Genomic DNA, 16,488 nt, shown 5'->3' with positions numbered 1-16,488 from the left:
CGACAGGGGCCGCGCCCGCCAGCGCGGCCCCGACGAATCTCAGTCGCCGGTCAGGATACGGTCGACCAGTTCCTTGACGCTCGGCACGTACCCGTTCGAGTAGAACGGATCGCGCTTGAAATTATACGCGGCGTGCCCCGCGAACATCAGATTCTGATCGACGTCGCCGCCGTGCGCGATCTCTTGCAGCGTCTTTTGTATACAGAAGCTGCGCGGATCGGCGAGCCGGCCGGTCGAGTTGGTCTCGGTATCCGCCCAGCTTGAGAACAGGCACTGCGACAGGCAACCCATGCAGTCGGCCTGGTCCTTGCGAATCTCGTTCTTCTCCGGTGGCGACACGAACACCAATGTATTATCCGGCGTCTTAAGCGCGTCGGTGAAGCCTTCGCCGAACCACTGCCGCGCGCGCAGCAGGTCGTTGCGCGTCACCCAGAAGTTCTTGCCCTTCACCCCGACGTCGAGCTGGAAGACGTGGTCGCCCGCTTCCTGCGTCGAGAAGGCAATCTGCCGCTCCGACCGCGCCTCTAGGCTGCGCAGGAACGGATTGCGCACCGCCGAGGAGTAGAAACCCGTCGGCGAGAAGCGGTGGAGCAGCACGTCGCCCTCCTCCACGCTCATCAGCCGCTGCTTCCAGTCGTCGGGGATCGGGCTCTCGCGCGTCAGCAGCGGGCGCGTGCCGTATTGGAACGCGATCTGCCCGAGCTCGGGATTGTCGATCCACTCATTCCAGTCGCGCAGGAACCACACGCCGCCCGCCATCACGATCGGCGTCGTGTCGGGTATGCCGCCCTCGCGCATCGTCTCGCGCAGCGCCTTGACGCGCGGGTACGGATCCTCGGGACGCAGCGGGTCCTCCGCGTTCGACAGGCCGTTGTGCCCGCCCGCCAGCCACGGATCCTCGTACACCACCGCGCCGAGCAGTTCCGACACCTTCGAATAGGCACGCTTCCACAATGCGCGGAACGCGCGCCCGGAGCTGACGATCGGCAGGTAGTTGACGTTGTACGACGCCGCGATCTCCGACAGCTTGTACGGCATGCCCGCGCCGCAGGTGACGCCCGCGACCATGCCCTTGGTGCGTTCCAGCACGCCTTGCAGCACGCGCTGCGCGCCGCCCATCTCCCACAGCACGTTGATGTTGATCGCGCCCTTGCCGCCCGCGATCTCCCACGCGCGCTGGACCTGCTGCACCGCGCCCTCGATCGCGTAGGCGATCAGTTCCTCGTGCCGCTCGCGCCGGGTCAGTGCGCGGTACACCTGTGGGATGATCTTGCCCTCGGGATCGTAGCTGTCGGCGTTGACCGCCGATACCGTGCCGATGCCCCCGGCCGCGGCCCAGGCGCCGGCGGAGGCGTGGTTGGTCGCAGCGACGCCTTTTCCGCCCTCCACCAACGGCCAGACTTCACGACCGGCATAGACGATGGGGTTCAGGCCCTTGAACACGCTGCTGTCACTTCCCGAGGTTTATAATTGGGTCCGCTATAAACCAAAGTCGCGACAAGGCGATAGCGTTGCGTCAGCGCAGGCAGCCCGGCCTGCCCATCGCGTCGTTGTACAGGTCGGCGTAGCGCGCGATCATCGTTTCCTCGTCGTAGGACGCGCGTGCCTTGGCCTGGTTCGCCTGACCGACGCGACGGCGTAGGTCTGGGTCGGCGGCGAGCGCCTGGATCGCGTCGCGCAACCGCACCTCGCCGTGATGCTCGGTGATGAAGGGCGCGTTCTCCGCCGCCACCATCACGCGCACGTCGCCGACCGGCGGCGCGACGATCGGCAGCCCCGCCGCCATCGCCTCCACCACGCTGATCGGGAACTGCTCCGACTTGGACGACAGCGCGAGCAGGTCGAAATGGCGCATGAACCGATACGGCCGATCGAGGAAGCCCGGCATCACCACGCGGTCGTCGATCCCCATCGCCAGCGCCGCCTGCTCGATCGCCGCCTTCTCCGGTCCCTCGCCGACGATCACCAGCCGGAACCGCGCCGACACGCCGCCGACCGCGCGGACGAGCTGCGGCAGGTCCTTGACCGCGCGCAGACCGGCGACGGTGCCGATCACCACCTCGTTCGCGCGGCGCACGAAGCTGGGGATCGCCTTGGGCTCCGGCTTCCGCGCGTACAACGCGGTCGCGATGCCGTTCGCGATGCGGTGGACGCGCGCGCGCGGCTGCTTCCACGTCTCCAGCGCGATCGTCTCCAGGCTCTCGGACGGCACCACCAGCGCGTGCGCCGCGCCGAGTGCCAGCCGGCGGTAGACGTTGCGCTCGCGCTTCAACCCGCCCGCCTCATCGGCGTTGAAACCGTCCTCGTGGTGGACGAGAGGCGGCGCGCCGCGGCTGAAGACGCGCCGCGCCATGACGCCGTCGATCGCGCCCCAATTGTACGTCAGCACCAGGTCGAAGCCGCGCATGTAGCGCGCGATAGCCTCGTAGCGCGCCACCGAGGGACGCCCGGTGAGCGGCGGCGCGTGCTGCGCGATCTCGTAGCTGACGCCGCGGTCGATCCGCGCGCGCGCGCCGAGCGCGTTGGGCATCGACGACACGATCGTGTGCCGCGCGCGATCGCCGAAGGCGTTCATCAACCTGACCGCGCGCGCCTCCTTGCCGCCCAGGTCGAAGGTGGAATGGAGGTGCAGGATCGAGATCAGCCGCGTCATGCGCGGGGGCATAGCCCGCGACACGCTAACGCGCACCTACTCGCGTTACCTACTCCTGCGGCGCGGCGCGCAAGGCATGCTTGGGAATGTGCGTGATCCGGCACGCGAGATCGGCCTCCCCGCTCGCCACGATCCAGTGATCACCGCCGTCGACGATGCCGGTCGTGAACACGACGTCGTCGAGATACATCCGGTCGCGCAGCGGCTCGGTCAGCGCCGGTGCTGGTTCGAGCAGCGGCGTGTGGCAGGTCGCGATCGCGCGCGACGGATCGTCGAGGTCGAGCAAAGTCCAATAAGTACGGTAGATGCCAACCACACCGCTCGGCTCGACGCCGTGCCACAAGGTCAGCCAGCCCTCCTTGTCCTCGACGCGCGCCCGCACCGGCTGCGCGCCGCCGCCCATCCGCGCGGTCGCGACCGTGGCGGCGTGCGGGCGGATGCCGGGCTCGTCGTACGGCTTCCAGTGCAGCGCGTCGGGCGAGGTGGCGAGATTGATCGACGGCCCCGCGCGCCACGGCGACTCGGGCGGATAGGCGAAATACAGGTCGCCGAGCGGCCGCGTCTGCGCCCAGAACTTGTCGCCGATCTTGCCCTCGAAGATTAGCATGTCCTTGTTCTGGTGATCGAGCACGATGCCCTCAAGTTGCCAGTCGAGCGCGTCGTCGCTGGTGTACAGCGTGGTCGAATGCCGCTCCGGGCTGACCGAGCAGGTGGTCATGTAGTAGCGCCCGTCGACCCGGCTGATCCGCGCATCCTCGACGCCGTAGCATTGGTACGATTGCCGCGGCGCGACCGCGCGGTCGTAGTGGATCGCCTCGACGCGCGTGCCGTCCGCGTTCAGCTCGACCGGCAGCAGCCACGACAGCGAGGTGAGCGCCATCACCCGCCAGCCCCCACCGCGCATCATGAACTTGCGCGGGTCCTTCGTGTCGACCAGCTGGAGCGGCCACGCGTCCAGCCGGTACGCGCCCTCGTCCCAGCGAATCGCGCGGACGTGGCCGTCCACTATCGGGTGGCGCAGCGCCTCCGCGACGCGCACCATCATCAGCAGATTGCCGTTCGGCAACCGCGTCAGCCCCGGGTTGAACGCCCCCAGCACGTAGGTCTCGGCGTCGATCTTGCCGCCCAGCGGCGAGCGCGACAGGTCGATGTCGCGCGGATCGAGGATCAACGCGTCATGCGCGAACGCGGGCGCCGCCTGCGTCACTCGCCGTCCTGCACGCGCGGGCTGATCGTCAGCCGCTGGATCACCGTGCGGCGCGGCTGGGTGAGCAGGTAATGGACCCCGACCGCGATGTCCTCGGCGCGCAGCATCTTCTCCTCGCCGATCTGCGCGCGCTGCTCCTCGGGCGTGATATCCGGCTCCTGCATGTCGGAGCCGGTCATCCCTGGCTCGACCAGCGCGACACGGATGCCCTTGGGGCCGAGTTCGCGGCGCAACGCGACCGAGAAGCCCTGGATGCCTGCCTTGATCCCGGCGTAGACGGTGGAGTGCGGCCCGAGCACGTAGGCGCTCATCGACCCGACCAGCACGATGTCGCCCTCGTCGCCCATTGCCGCCGCGGCCTGATGCGCGAGCAGCAGATAGTGCGTGAAGTTGAGCGAGATGGCGTGGCGCAGCGTCGGCTCGTCGACCTCGGTCAATCCGCCCGCGCCGACCGCGGCGTTGGCAACGACGATGTCATAGCTCCCCATCGCCTCGCGTGCGGCATCGAGGAAGCGTCCCACATTGTCCGGCTCGGCGAGGTCGAGCACCACGCCGTCGCCCTCGCCCACCTCGCGGATGCGGGCGAGCGCGTCGTCCAGATGCTCTGGCGTGTTCGCGCCGATGAACACGCGCGCGCCCTCCGCGGCGAGCAGCACCGCGATCGCGCGACCAATCCCGGTCGAGCCGCCGCTGATCACGGCGCGGCGGCCGGTGAGCGGCAGCGTGGCGGTATGCGCGTCGGCGGTGTTGGTGTCTGGCATGGCACGTCCCGATTGTTCAGCCGCCGAGACGCCCGAGCGATCAGCCCGGTTCCGCCACCCGCGCGAGCAGTTGCTCCACCGCCGCCAGCGCCTCCGGCTCGGCGAGCGTCGGCACGTGCCCGACGCGCGGCACCGTCACCAGCGTCGCGCCTGGCTGCTCGGCGATCATCCGGTCGGCCGTGGCGGTCGACAGCATGTCGGATCGCTCGCCGCGCACCACCAGCACGAGGACGTCGCGCAGCGCAGCGAAGGCGCGCCACATGTCCGGCCCGGCCTCGTTGCCCGGCAGCCGGAACGGCTCGGCAATGCGCGCGTCATAGTCGAGCACGATCCGCCCCGCGCTGCTCAGGCGATAGACGCGCTTCGCCATCGCCAGCCAGTCCTCGATCCGCCAGTCGGGATAGACTGCGCCGCTCGACTCCTGCAGCGCGCGCGCGGCGTGCATCCACGTCGGGTGATTGCTCGATTTCCCGACGTAGCCGCGCACCCGCGCGAGTCCGGCGGGCTCGATGTCCGGGCCGATGTCGTTCAGCACCGCGCCCGCGACCCGGCCCGGCATCATGCCCGCGAGCAGCATCGCGACGATCCCGCCGAGCGAGGTGCCGATCGCGACGAACCGGTCGATCCCCGCCGCCACCACCAGCGCCGCCATATCCTGCGCGTAGGTCAGCGGAACGTAGCTCATCGGGTCCTTGGCATGCGCACTCTCGCCGCGGCCGCGGAACTCGACCGCCAGCACGCGCCACGCGGGCGACAGGTGTTCGGCCAGGTCGGCGAAGTCGCGCGCGTTGCGCGTCAGCCCCGGCATGCACAGGATCGCGGGCCTGCTCGGATCACCAGCGTAGTCGCGCGCGTAAAGCCGCAGCCCGTCGCCCGACCACCAGTAGAAGTCCTCGAATCCTGCCCCAGAACCTGTCACGCTTGTACCCCGGTCGCCTGCGCCCCCATATCGACGCATGCCGATCGACCCGCAAGCGTACCGCCCCGAAACCGCGATCCTTGATCTGGGCGACGGCTTCTACGATCCCGTCGCGGCTGCCGACTTTCCACAGACGCGGCTGCGCTTCCGCAACGATTCCGCCGCGGCCGAGGTCGGCCTCGCGACGCTGAGCGACGACGAGTGGGTCGCGCATTTCGGTCGTTTCATACCGCTGCCCGGCACGCTGCCGCAGCCGCTCGCGCTGCGCTACCACGGCCATCAGTTCCGCCAGTACAATCCCGAGCTCGGCGACGGGCGCGGCTTCACCTTCGCGCAGCTGCGCGACCGGAACCGCCGGTTGATGGACCTGGGCACCAAGGGTTCGGGGCAGACGCCGTGGAGCCGCTTCGGCGACGGCCGCCTGACGCTCAAGGGCGGCGTGCGCGAGGTGCTGGCGAGCGAGATGCTCGAGGCGCTGGGCGTGCCGACCTCGCGCAGCTTCTCGCTGATCGAGACGGGCGAGGCGTTGGAACGCGGCGACGAACCCTCGCCCACGCGCTCGGCCGTGCTGGTGCGCCTCAGCCACGGGCACATTCGTGTCGGCACGTTCCAGCGGCTCGGCTACCTTCGCGACGAGGACGGGCTACGTGCGCTGACCCGCTACGTTCTGCATCACCTCTACGGCGAGGACGGCGACGACCCCGTCCGCCTGCTCGATCTCGTCGTCCGGCGCACCGCGACGCTCGCCGCGCGCTACATGGCGGCCGGCTTCGTCCACGGCGTGCTCAATTCCGACAACATCAACGTGACCGGCGAGAGCTTCGACTACGGTCCGTGGCGGTTCGCGCCGACGTGGGACCCGGGGATCGTCGCGGCCTATTTCGACCACGCCGGCCTCTACGCCTTCGGCCGCCAGCCCGAGGCGATCCACTGGGACGCGATGCAGCTCGCAGTCGCGCTGCGCCAGATCAGCGACGCCGAACCGCTGATCGCCGCGCTCGATCGCTTTCCCGACCATTACCAGCGCGCGGTCACCGCCGCGATCCTCTGGCGGCTCGGCCGCGCCCCGCGCGACCACGAGCACGACCGCGCGCTGGTGCAGGCGGTCGAGCGCGCGCTGCGCGGCACCGGGGTCCCGATCGAGCGCTTCTTCTTCGACGTGTTCGCGACCGATCTGCCCGCTGGCTACGGCCCCGAGTGGGACGACGTGCGCGCCGCCCTACCCGGCTACGCGCCGCGCAAGCCACGCGACCACGCCTTCTGGTCGGGCGATTCCTGCGCGATGCTGATCGACGAGGTCGAGGAGATCTGGTCCGCGATCGACCGCGACGACGACTGGTCGCCGTTCCACCAGAAGATCGCGCGCGTCCGGCAAATGGGACAGGCACTCGCCGACTGACCCCTTTCGCGCCGAGCCTATTGCGGTAATGAACCCTGCCATGGGTGAGTTGATTTCGTATGAGCCCGCGACGGGGGCCGAGCTGTGGCGCGGCGCGACGAGCGACGTCGACCTGGAGGTCGCCACCGCGCGCGACGGCTGGGTCGCCTGGGCGGCGCGCCCTGTCACCTTCCGCATCGAGACGATGCGCCGCTTCGCCAACGTCGTGCGCCAGCGCGCCGACGCCTTCGCCGACGTGATCGCGCGCGAGACGGGCAAGCCGTTGTGGGAAGCGCGCACCGAGGTCGACTCGGTCATCGCCAAGGTCGACATCTCGGTCAGCGCCTATGCCGAGCGCACCGCGCAGCGCCGGATGGACGCGCCGATGGGCAGCCGCATGGCGCTCCGGCACAAGCCGCACGGCGTGCTGGCGGTGCTCGGCCCCTATAACTTCCCCGCGCACCTGCCCAACGGCCACATCGTTCCCGCGCTGATCGCGGGCAACGCGGTGGTGTTCAAACCGTCGGAGAAGACGCCCGCGACGGGCGTGTTCCTGTGCGAGTGTCTCCACGCCGCCGGCGTGCCCGAGGAGTGCGTGCGCGTCGTGATCGGCGGCCCCGACGAGGGACGCCGGCTGGCCGCGCACGACGGGATCGACGGGCTGCTGTTCACCGGCTCGGCGCGCACCGGCCTAGCGCTCAACCGCGCCTACGCCGAGAAGCCGGAGAAAATCCTGGCGCTGGAGATGGGCGGCAACAACCCGATTGTGGTGTGGGACACGCCCGATCTCGCCACCGCCGCGGTACTGGTCGCGCAATCCGCCTTCACCACCGCGGGGCAGCGCTGCACCGCCGCGCGTCGGCTGATCGTGCAGGAAGCGCTCGCCGAGGACCTGCTCGCCGAACTCAACCGCCTCGCCGGTCGCCTGATCGTCGGGCGCCCGCACGACGATCCGCAGCCGTTCATGGGCCCGGTGATCGACAACGAGGCAGCGGACGGGCTGACCGAGAGCTTCCTCGCGCTGATGATGCGCGGCGGCCGCCCGATCCGCCACATGGCGCGTCCCGATCCCGAGCGGCCGCTGCTGACGCCAGGCATCATCGACGTGACCGACCTGCCCGACCGCCCCGACATCGAATTGTTTGGGCCGCTGCTCCAGGTGATCCGCGTCGACGATTTCGACGCCGCCATCGCGGAGGCGAACAACACCCGCTACGGCCTGTCCGCCTCGCTCGTCAGCCAGACGCCGATCCTCTACGACCGGTTCTGGGCGGGCGCGCGCGCCGGCATCGTCAACTGGAACAAGCCGACCAACGGCGCGTCCTCGTCGGCGCCGTTCGGCGGCATTGGCTGGTCGGGCAACCACCGGCCGAGCGCATATTACGCGGCGGATTACTGCGCCTATCCCGTCGTCTCGAACGAGGCGGAGGCGGCGCGCGCGTCAATCGGCATCGGGCTCGCCGACGACTGATCGGCGACTGACGACACGAACGGGGGAACTAAAATCATGGCAAGCGGGCTGGTCGCACTGCTCGACGACATCGCGGGTCTGACCCGCCTCGCCGCCGCCTCGCTCGACGACGTGGCGGGCGCCGCGGCGAAGGCGGGCACCAAGGCGGCGGGCGTCGTCGTCGACGACACCGCGGTCACCCCGCGCTACGTCGTCGGCCTCTCGCCCAAGCGCGAGCTGCCGATCATCGGCAAGATCGCGCTGGGTTCGATCCGCAACAAATTGCTGTTCCTGCTCCCCGCCGCGCTGATCCTCAGCGCCTTCGCGCCCTGGGCGATCACGCCGCTGCTGATGCTGGGCGGCATCTACCTCTGTTTCGAGGGCGCGGAGAAGGTGATCGAGGCCGTGTCGGGCGGGCACGCGGTCGAGGCCGAGGTGGTCGTCGCCGACGCGACCGAGCTGGAGAACAGGCAGGTGTCGGGCGCGATCCGCACCGACTTCATCCTGTCCGCCGAGATCATGGCGATCGCGCTCGGCGAGGTCAGCGACACGCCGATCCTCACGCAGGCGGTCACGCTGATCCTGGTCGCGATCGCGATCACCGCGGGCGTCTACGGCGTGGTCGCGCTGATCGTGAAGGCGGACGATGTCGGGCTCCACCTGGCAAAGCAGCGCTCGGGCGCGCTCCAGGCGATCGGGCGCGGGCTGGTGAAGGGCGTGCCCGTCATGATGCGCTGGCTGTCGGTGATCGGCACCGCGGCGATGATCTGGGTCGGCGGCGGCATCCTGTTGCACGGCGCGGAAGAGCTCGGCCTCGCCGCCCCCGCGCACGTCGTCCATCACGCGTCGGAGGTCGCGGGGCACGCGACCGGCGCGCTCGGCCCCGCGGTCGCGTGGATCGTCACCGCCGCCCTGTCGGGCGTCGTCGGGCTCGCCGTCGGCGCGCTCGTGGCGCTGGTCGTGCACCAGGTGCACAAGGCACGCGGCCACCACTGATCGGGCCCGCTGAAACCTCGACTACGCGCGCGGCAAGCCTTGCTGGTTTGCGCGACGGCGGTCGCGGTCCCATCTGATCGTCATGGCAAGTCTGCTCGATCCCGACGCGCGTGGTCGCGTCATCCTGGTGGGCGCGGGTCCGGGCGACCCCGGCCTGCTGACCGTCCGCGCGGTCGAGGCGCTGAAGGCCGCCGACGTCGTCGTTCACGACGGGCTGATCGACCTGCGCGTGCTCGACATCGCGCCGCCTGAGGCGCAGCGCATTTCCGTCGCCAAGCGCCGCGCGCGCCACACGCTGCCGCAGGACGCGATCAACGCGCTGATCGTCGCGCACGTCCGCGCCGGCTCGGTCGTCGTGCGGTTGAAGGGCGGCGATCCCTTCATCTTCGGTCGCGGCGGCGAGGAGGTGGAGGCGGTGCGCGCCGCCGGCCTGCCGGTCGAGGTCATTCCCGGCGTGTCGGCCGCGCTCGGCTGCGCGGCGGAGGCGATGCTGCCGCTCACCCACCGCGATCACTCCAGCGCCGTCAGCTTCGTCGCCGGCCAGTGCAAGGGGTTGAGCGAGCAGGACTGGTCCGGCCTCGCGGGACAGGGCCGCACGCTCGTCATCTACATGGGCGTCGCCACCGCCGAAGCGATCGCGGACAAGTTGATGGCCGATGGCGTCGCCCCCGACATGCCTGTCGCGGTGCTGGAGAAAGGCACCCAGCCCGGCCACCGCGCGCTGCGCACCCTGCTGGCGGACCTCGGCGCGATGGTGCGGCGCGAGGGTGTCGCCAGCCCCGCGATCATCGTGGTGGGCGAAGTGGTCGATTTGTCGGATGCCGAGAACAAGCTCGCGGGCTATGCGCGCGTGGCGGAGACATTGTCGTGAAGGTGGAAGCGTGAAACTGGTGACGGGTAACGACCTGCCGAGCGGCGACGTGATCTGGTGGACCGGCGCCGGCTGGTCGCGCCACATCGAGGAGGCGGTCGACGCGGGCGACCATGCCGAGGCGATCGCGCGCGCGGAAGAAGCCTCGCGCCGCGTCAACGTGCCCTACGTGATCGAGGGCGTGGCGACGCTCAAGGGTCCGCGCCCCGCGCACATCAAGGACCGCATCCGCGCGCTCGGCCCCACCGTGCGCCCCGACCTGACGTTGAAGCCGGCCGACCCTGCGGCCGGGAACTGGGTAATCTGATGTACAAGTACGACGAATATGATCAGGCGATCGTCGACGCGCGGGTCGACGAGTTCCGCGATCAGGTGCAGCGCCGCCTGTCGGGCGACATGACCGAGGATCAGTTCAAGCCGCTTCGGCTGATGAACGGCCTCTATCTCCAGCTTCACGCCTATATGCTGCGCATCGCGGTGCCCTACGGCACGCTCGACAGCCGGCAGATGCGGATGCTCGGCCACGTCGCGCGCAAGTACGACCGCGGCTACGGCCATTTCACGACGCGGCAGAACATCCAGTTCAACTGGATCAAGCTATCCGAAGCGCCCGACATCCTGGCCGAGATCGCCACCGTTAAGATGCACGCGATCCAGACGAGCGGCAACTGCATCCGCAACATCTCGTCCGACCAGTACGCCGGCGCCGCCGCGGACGAGGTCGCCGACCCGCGCCCCTGGGCCGAGCTGGTGCGCCAGTGGAGCACCTTCCACCCCGAGTTCAGCTACCTGCCGCGCAAGTTCAAGATCGCGGTGATCGCCGCGGACGAGGACCGTGCCGCGATGCGGCTGCACGACATCGGCATCCAGCTCGTCATGCGCGACGGTGAGCTCGGCGCGCGGATCTTCGCGGGCGGCGGCATGGGGCGCACCCCGATGATCTCGCACGAGATTCGCGACTTCGTCACCGCCGACGACCTGATGAGCTATCTCGAGGCCTGTTTGCGGGTCTACAATCGCTACGGCCGCCGCGACAACATCTACAAGGCGCGGATCAAGATACTGATTCACGAGATCGGCGCGGACGAGTATCGCCGCCAGGTCGAGGAGGAGTTCGCGGCGGTCAAGCAGCTCGGGCTCGACCCGCCGCGCGCCGAGCTGGAGCGGATCACCGCGATGTTCGCGGCGCCCGCGTTCGAGGCCGACGCGCCGACCGAGATCGACCGCAGCGACCCCGATTTCGCGGTCTGGCTCGACCAGAACGTCAAGCCGCACAAGCAGGCCGGCTACGCGATCGTCAACGTGTCGTTGAAGCCGATCGGCGGCATTCCCGGCGACGCCTCCGCCGACCAGATCGACGTCATGGCCGACCTCGCCGAGCGCTACGGCTTCGACGAGCTGCGCGTCACTCACGCGCAGAACATCGTCATACCCCACGTCCGCGTCGCCGATCTGAAGCTGGTGTGGCAGGCGCTGGTCGAGGCCGGACTCGCCGAGGCGAACCTCGACCTCATCAGCGACATCATCGCCTGCCCCGGGCTCGATTACTGCTCCCTCGCTAACGCGCGCTCGATCCCGCTGGCGCAGAAGATCGCCGAGCGCTTCGCCGATCCGGCACGCCAGCGTGATCTGGGCGAGCTGAAGCTCAAGATTTCGGGCTGCATCAACGCCTGCGGCCACCATCACGCCGGGCACATCGGCATCCTGGGCGTCGACAAGAAAGGCGTGGAGAACTTCCAGCTCCTTCTTGGCGGGTCGGGCGCGGAGGACGTGAGCCTCGGCAAGATTACCGGCCCCGGCTTCAGCGAAGACGGCGTGGTCGACGCAATCGAGCGCGTGACGGACACCTACATCCAAGTGCGCGAGGGCGAGGAGCGCTTCGTCGACACCTATCGGCGCGTCGGCATGGAGCCGTTCAAGGAGGCGATCTATGGCTGACGGTTTCAATCCCGACCAGACCACGATGACCGACAGCAGCGGCGGCGTGCAGCTCCGCTTCCGCGACGACGAGGTGCGCGAGGAACCGGCGGTCACGCTCGATTCGTTCCTGGTCGATCAGTCGAACGCCACCGCGGTCCGCATCGAGCCCGGCGACGACGCGCGCGCGCTGCTCCCCTCGCTCGACCGGATCGCGCTGATCGAGGTGTCGTACCCGAGCTTCCGCGACGGGCGCGGCTACTCGGTCGCGCGCATCTTGCGCGAGGCGGGCTACACCGGCGAACTGCGCGCGGCGGGCGACGTGCTGGTCGACCAGATCCCGCTGATGCGCCGCTGCGGCTTTGACAGCTTCGCGCCCGAGGCGCCGATCGACGGCGAGACGCTGCGCCGCGCGCTCGACCGCTACGACTATCACTACCAGAAAGCCGCCGACGCGTCGGTGCCGGTCTGGAAGCGCCGTCATGGGTGAGCCCGCGCGCCAGCTCGACACGATCGACACCGGCCGCGTCTACACCGCCGCCGACACCGCCGCCTATGCCGCGCGCTTCGCCGGCATGTCGGCGCAGGAGATGCTGCGCGAGTTGCTGACCGGCGAGCTCAAGGGCCGCATCGCCGCGGTGTCGTCGTTCGGCGCTGAATCGGCGGTGCTGCTTCACATGATCGCCGAGGTCGACCGCGACGTGCCGGTCGTGTTCACCAACACGCAGAAGATGTTCGGCGAAACGCTCGCCTACCGCGACGAGCTCGCCGAGCGCCTGGGCTTCACCGACCTGCGCGTGTTCCGCCCCGACCCCCGCCTGCTGCGGCTGAAGGACGACAAGGGCCTGCGCTGGTCCTACGATCCCGACGGCTGCTGCGACCTGCGCAAGGTAGAGCCGCTGCGCCGCGCGCTGCTCCCGTTCGACGCTTGGATCTCGGGTCGCAAGGGCTTCCAGGCCAAGACCCGCCGCGCGATGCCGCGCTTCGAGGAGGATGACGGGCGGTTGAAGATCAACCCGCTGTCCGCCTGGACCAAGGCCGATCTCGACGCGTACTTCGCCGAGCACGAACTGCCGCGCCACCCGCTCGAGGCGCAGGGCTATCCCTCGATCGGCTGCGCGCCGTGCACCTCGCGCGTGCAACCGGGCGAGGACCCGCGCGCCGGCCGCTGGCGCGGCTGGGACAAGGTCGAGTGCGGCATCCACGTGCCCGAGAAGCCCGGCGAGGAACCGGCGTTCTGACGTAAGCCCGTTTCGGTCTCGGATCGAAATGGACCGATCCGGGTTGAACGCAGGTGTCCCGACTGCGCACCTGCCTGCTGCTCCTCGCCTCGTTCGCATCGGCGGCGTGCAGCCGGCAGGTCGGCAATGCCGCGCCGCCGAAGGTGACGGGCGGCATCACCATGCCCGAACAGCCCTCAACCGTGGTCGTGCCGGTCGTCGCCGACCTGAACGAGCTCGAACGCGGGCTCGACCAGCGCACGCCGCGCAACCTGTGGTCGATTAACCGTCACCTCGACCGCTGCGTCGCGGCCAAGCGCCTCGACCTCGGCATCGCCAGGGTGAAGGTGACGCCCGACCTCGGCTGCCGCGTCGTCGGCACGGTGACGCGCGGGCCCGTCCAAATCGGGGGCAGCGGCGAACGCCTCGTCGTTACGCTGCCGATCCACGCGCGCCTGTCAGTCAGGAACCTGGCCGGCATCGCGGGAGAGACCGCGACCGGCAGCGCGATCGTCCGCGCGACCGGCCGCATCGCGGTCGTGGGCGACTGGCAGCCGACCGCCCGAATGCAGCTCTCCTACGACTGGACGCAGCCGCCCGGCGTCGACCTGCTCGGTCAGCGCATCACCTTCGCCGACCAGGCGGACGAGAAGCTCAAGCCCGTACTCGCCAGGCTGGAGCGCGACCTGCCGCGGGAGCTCTCGCGGCTACACCTGCGCCAGCAGCTCGAACGCGTCTGGCGCCAGTCGTTCACTACGCTCCAGCTCAGCCGTCGCAATCCACCGGTGTGGATGCGCGTAGCACCGCGCCGGCTCGGCTACGGCGGTTACCAGATTGAGGGCCGCGCGCTGCGGCTGACTCTGCGCGCCGATGCGCTGACGCAAACGTTCGTCGGGCACCGTCCGCTCGACCCCGCACCGACCGCGCTGCCGCCGCCGTCAACGCAGGTCGGCCGGCCCGGCCTGCGCTTCTTCATCCCCGTCGTCGCCGATTACGCGCAGCTCGAACCCGTGGTGCAGCGCACGCTGCGCAAGCTCGCCGCGCGCGGCATCGAGTTGAAGGGCATCGGTCCCGTCGACGCCGCGTTCGGGCGCGTCACCGTCTACGCCACCACCGACCACCGCATCGCGGTCGGCGTACACGCCAAGGTCAAGGCACGGTCGAGCCCGATCGCTTCCGCGGAGGGCGACGCCTGGCTCGCCGCCAAACCGTTCAACGAGCCGGGCTCGCAGCTGGTGCAGGCCCGCGACGTCGAATTCGCGACCAGGACCAACTCGCAACTCGTCGACCTGCTCGCCGCCCTGTTCGCCGACCCCGCGGTGCGCGCCAGCGTGGCGGACGGGCTCAGCCACGATTTCGCGCCCGATTACCGAGAGCTGCTCGGCAAGGTGGAGCGCGCAATCGGCGACCGGCGCGAGGGCGACTTCGTGCTGCGCACCCGCGTCACGGGCGTGCGCAACGGCCGCATCACGGCGACCGGCGCCGGCCTGTTCATGCCGGTCGCGGTCACCGGTCGGGCCAGCATCACCTACCGCCCGCGCTGATTCGCCGGACTCGCCGACCGCTCAGTAGCCCGCGTAATCCGAGAAGCGCGTGATCGTCGGATCGAACTTCAGGATCACCTTGCCCGTGGCACCGTGGCGCTGCTTGGCAACGATCAGCTCGGCCAGGCCGTAGACGCGTTCCATGTCGGCGGCCCAGGCGGCGTGGTCCTCGAACATCTTGGCGTTGTCGCCCTCGGTCGGGCGCTTGGGCTCCTTCGCCGCGACGTAATAATCCTCGCGGAACACGAACCACACCATGTCGGCGTCCTGCTCGATCGAGCCCGATTCGCGCAGATCGGACAGCTGCGGTCGCTTGTCCTCGCGCTGCTCGACCGCGCGGCTCAGCTGCGACAGTGCCAGCACCGGCACGTTCATGTCCTTGGCCAGCGTCTTCAGCCCGCGGCTGATCTCGGAGATCTCCTGCACGCGGTTGCCGTCCGACGACTTGCCCGACCCCGACAGCAGCTGGAGATAGTCGATCACCACCAGCCCGATCTCGTTGTTGTGGCGCCGCTGCAGCCGGCGCACGCGCGTGTGGAGCGAGCCGATCGACAGGCCGCCGGTGTCATCGATGAACAGCGGCAGATTCTCCAGCTCGGCCGCGGCGGCGGCGAGCTGCTCGAACTCCTGCTTGCTGATCTTGCCCATGCGCAGCGCCTCGGACGAGATGCGCGACTGTTCGGCGAGGATGCGCGTCGCGAGCTGGTCGGCCGACATTTCCAGGCTGAAGAACGCGACCTTCGCCCCGACCGACTTCGACGGCGGGATGCCGTCGCGCATGTCGTGCATCCAGCGCTGCGCCGCGTTGAACGCGATGTTGGTGGCGAGCGAGGTCTTGCCCATGCCCGGACGCCCGGCGAGGATCATCAGGTCGGAATGGTGCAGGCCACCGATCTTCTGGTTGACGCTGTCGAGCCCCGTGGTGACGCCCGACAGGTTGCCGCCCCAGTTGAGCGCCTTCTCGGCCATCTTGACCGCCATGGTGCTCGCCTGCGCGAACGACTTGATGCTGTTCTCGGTCGCGCCGTCGGCGGCGACCTTGAACAGCTCCTCCTCCGCGAGCTCGATCTGCGCACGCGGGTTGACCTCCTCCGACGTGTCCATCGCGCGGTCGACCAGCGTCCGCCCGACCGACACGAGCGAGCGCAGCATCGCTAGGTCGTAGATCTGCTGCGCGAACTGCCGCGCACCGATCAACCCCGCGCCCGATCCGGTCAGGCTGGCGAGATAGGCCGGCCCGCCCAGCTCCTTCATCCCCTCGTCCGCGTCGAACATCGGGCGCAGCGTGACCGGCGTCGCCAGCATGTCGGCGGAGCGCAGCGTCTTGATCGACGCGAAGATGCGACCGTGGACCGGCTCGTAGAAATGCGCCGGCTCCAGCCGGTCGACCAGATCGTCGGCCAGCCGGTTGTCGATCATCATCGCGCCCAGCATCGCGGCCTCCGCCTCGACGTTGCGTGGAAGCTGGATGGGCTCGACCGGAGTCGGCTGCGGGAATGCCAATGTCGCCATCAACGCGTCATACCCGGGCCGCCCGCGATCCGAAACCGCCGCTGCGGTGAATGGCGGTGA

At 69.5% G+C, this 16,488-nt stretch carries 15 protein-coding genes; 9 read left to right on the top strand and 6 right to left on the bottom strand.

What is annotated here, in order from left to right; genetic code table 11:
- Window positions 1-39: 39 nt before the first annotated feature.
- From ACFDS6_RS00790 to ACFDS6_RS00770, 5 genes are all read right to left on the bottom strand, one after another.
- The gene (locus ACFDS6_RS00790) at window positions 40-1,443 is read right to left on the bottom strand and encodes an NAD(P)H-dependent flavin oxidoreductase (RefSeq protein ID WP_375270199.1); all 1,404 of its coding nucleotides are present in this window, start codon (window positions 1,441-1,443) and stop codon (window positions 40-42) included.
- Window positions 1,444-1,516: 73 nt separating this feature from the next.
- Window positions 1,517-2,653: a glycosyltransferase gene (locus ACFDS6_RS00785; RefSeq protein ID WP_375270198.1), complete on the bottom strand. Its 1,137-nt coding sequence runs from the start codon at window positions 2,651-2,653 to the stop codon at window positions 1,517-1,519.
- Window positions 2,654-2,702: 49 nt separating this feature from the next.
- Window positions 2,703-3,860 (bottom strand): glycosidase, encoded by a 1,158-nt coding sequence (locus tag ACFDS6_RS00780; protein WP_375270197.1) that lies wholly within the window; start codon window positions 3,858-3,860, stop codon window positions 2,703-2,705.
- Window positions 3,857-4,621 carry an SDR family oxidoreductase gene (locus ACFDS6_RS00775; RefSeq protein ID WP_375270196.1) on the bottom strand — a complete coding sequence of 255 codons (765 nt, stop codon included), beginning with the start codon at window positions 4,619-4,621 and terminating at the stop codon, window positions 3,857-3,859. The genes ACFDS6_RS00780 and ACFDS6_RS00775 overlap by 4 nt, the downstream gene beginning before the upstream one ends.
- A gap of 40 nt (window positions 4,622-4,661) precedes the next feature.
- A complete protein-coding gene (locus tag ACFDS6_RS00770) occupies window positions 4,662-5,540 on the bottom strand; it encodes an alpha/beta fold hydrolase (RefSeq protein ID WP_375270195.1) in 879 nt (292 codons plus the stop codon).
- Window positions 5,541-5,577: 37 nt separating this feature from the next.
- Here ACFDS6_RS00770 and ACFDS6_RS00765 point away from each other — a divergent pair, with 37 nt between their 5' ends.
- From ACFDS6_RS00765 to ACFDS6_RS00725, 9 genes are all read left to right on the top strand, one after another.
- The gene (locus ACFDS6_RS00765; protein ID WP_375270194.1) at window positions 5,578-6,939 is read left to right on the top strand and encodes a protein adenylyltransferase SelO family protein; all 1,362 of its coding nucleotides are present in this window, start codon (window positions 5,578-5,580) and stop codon (window positions 6,937-6,939) included.
- 40 nt (window positions 6,940-6,979) lie between these two features.
- Entirely contained in the window at window positions 6,980-8,389 is a 1,410-nt protein-coding gene (astD, locus tag ACFDS6_RS00760) for a succinylglutamate-semialdehyde dehydrogenase (RefSeq protein ID WP_375270193.1), read from the top strand.
- 36 nt (window positions 8,390-8,425) lie between these two features.
- Complete coding sequence (locus tag ACFDS6_RS00755) at window positions 8,426-9,364, top strand: DUF808 domain-containing protein (RefSeq protein ID WP_375270192.1); 939 nt, start codon at window positions 8,426-8,428, stop codon at window positions 9,362-9,364.
- Window positions 9,365-9,446: 82 nt separating this feature from the next.
- Complete coding sequence (gene cobA / locus ACFDS6_RS00750; RefSeq protein WP_375270191.1) at window positions 9,447-10,235, top strand: uroporphyrinogen-III C-methyltransferase; 789 nt, start codon at window positions 9,447-9,449, stop codon at window positions 10,233-10,235.
- Window positions 10,236-10,245: 10 nt separating this feature from the next.
- Entirely contained in the window at window positions 10,246-10,542 is a 297-nt protein-coding gene (locus ACFDS6_RS00745; protein ID WP_375270190.1) for a DUF2849 domain-containing protein, read from the top strand.
- Window positions 10,542-12,173, top strand: coding sequence for a nitrite/sulfite reductase (locus ACFDS6_RS00740; RefSeq protein WP_375270189.1), 1,632 nt, complete (start codon window positions 10,542-10,544; stop codon window positions 12,171-12,173). The genes ACFDS6_RS00745 and ACFDS6_RS00740 overlap by 1 nt, the downstream gene beginning before the upstream one ends.
- A complete protein-coding gene (locus tag ACFDS6_RS00735; protein ID WP_375270188.1) occupies window positions 12,166-12,642 on the top strand; it encodes a DUF934 domain-containing protein in 477 nt (158 codons plus the stop codon). The genes ACFDS6_RS00740 and ACFDS6_RS00735 overlap by 8 nt, the downstream gene beginning before the upstream one ends.
- Window positions 12,635-13,393: a phosphoadenylyl-sulfate reductase gene (locus ACFDS6_RS00730; protein WP_375270187.1), complete on the top strand. Its 759-nt coding sequence runs from the start codon at window positions 12,635-12,637 to the stop codon at window positions 13,391-13,393. Before ACFDS6_RS00735 ends, ACFDS6_RS00730 begins: the two co-directional genes overlap by 8 nt.
- Before the next feature lie 53 nt (window positions 13,394-13,446).
- Complete coding sequence (locus ACFDS6_RS00725) at window positions 13,447-14,916, top strand: DUF4403 family protein (RefSeq protein ID WP_375270186.1); 1,470 nt, start codon at window positions 13,447-13,449, stop codon at window positions 14,914-14,916.
- A 21-nt stretch (window positions 14,917-14,937) separates the two neighbouring features.
- Here ACFDS6_RS00725 and ACFDS6_RS00720 read toward each other — a convergent pair whose 3' ends face one another.
- On the bottom strand, window positions 14,938-16,428 hold the full coding sequence (locus ACFDS6_RS00720) for a replicative DNA helicase (protein ID WP_375270185.1): 1,491 nt from the start codon (window positions 16,426-16,428) through the stop codon (window positions 14,938-14,940).
- Window positions 16,429-16,488 lie beyond the last annotated feature (60 nt).

The organism is Sphingomonas sp. (genome assembly GCF_042095875.1).
Lineage (GTDB): Bacteria > Pseudomonadota > Alphaproteobacteria > Sphingomonadales > Sphingomonadaceae > Sphingomonas.
The sequence above is the reverse complement of the archived record's forward strand: the minus strand, read 5'-3'. Positions and strand labels throughout refer to the sequence as shown.

Coding starts and splice junctions, on each gene's coding strand:
- ACFDS6_RS00785 (WP_375270198.1), bottom strand. CDS start 2,653: ATGACGCGGCTGATCTCGATCCTGCACCTCCATTCCACCTTCGACCTG.
- ACFDS6_RS00775 (WP_375270196.1), bottom strand. CDS start 4,621: ATGCCAGACACCAACACCGCCGACGCGCATACCGCCACGCTGCCGCTC.
- ACFDS6_RS00765 (WP_375270194.1), top strand. CDS start 5,578: ATGCCGATCGACCCGCAAGCGTACCGCCCCGAAACCGCGATCCTTGAT.
- astD (WP_375270193.1), top strand. CDS start 6,980: ATGGGTGAGTTGATTTCGTATGAGCCCGCGACGGGGGCCGAGCTGTGG.
- ACFDS6_RS00755 (WP_375270192.1), top strand. CDS start 8,426: ATGGCAAGCGGGCTGGTCGCACTGCTCGACGACATCGCGGGTCTGACC.
- cobA (WP_375270191.1), top strand. CDS start 9,447: ATGGCAAGTCTGCTCGATCCCGACGCGCGTGGTCGCGTCATCCTGGTG.
- ACFDS6_RS00740 (WP_375270189.1), top strand. CDS start 10,542: ATGTACAAGTACGACGAATATGATCAGGCGATCGTCGACGCGCGGGTC.
- ACFDS6_RS00735 (WP_375270188.1), top strand. CDS start 12,166: ATGGCTGACGGTTTCAATCCCGACCAGACCACGATGACCGACAGCAGC.
- ACFDS6_RS00730 (WP_375270187.1), top strand. CDS start 12,635: ATGGGTGAGCCCGCGCGCCAGCTCGACACGATCGACACCGGCCGCGTC.
- ACFDS6_RS00720 (WP_375270185.1), bottom strand. CDS start 16,428: ATGGCGACATTGGCATTCCCGCAGCCGACTCCGGTCGAGCCCATCCAG.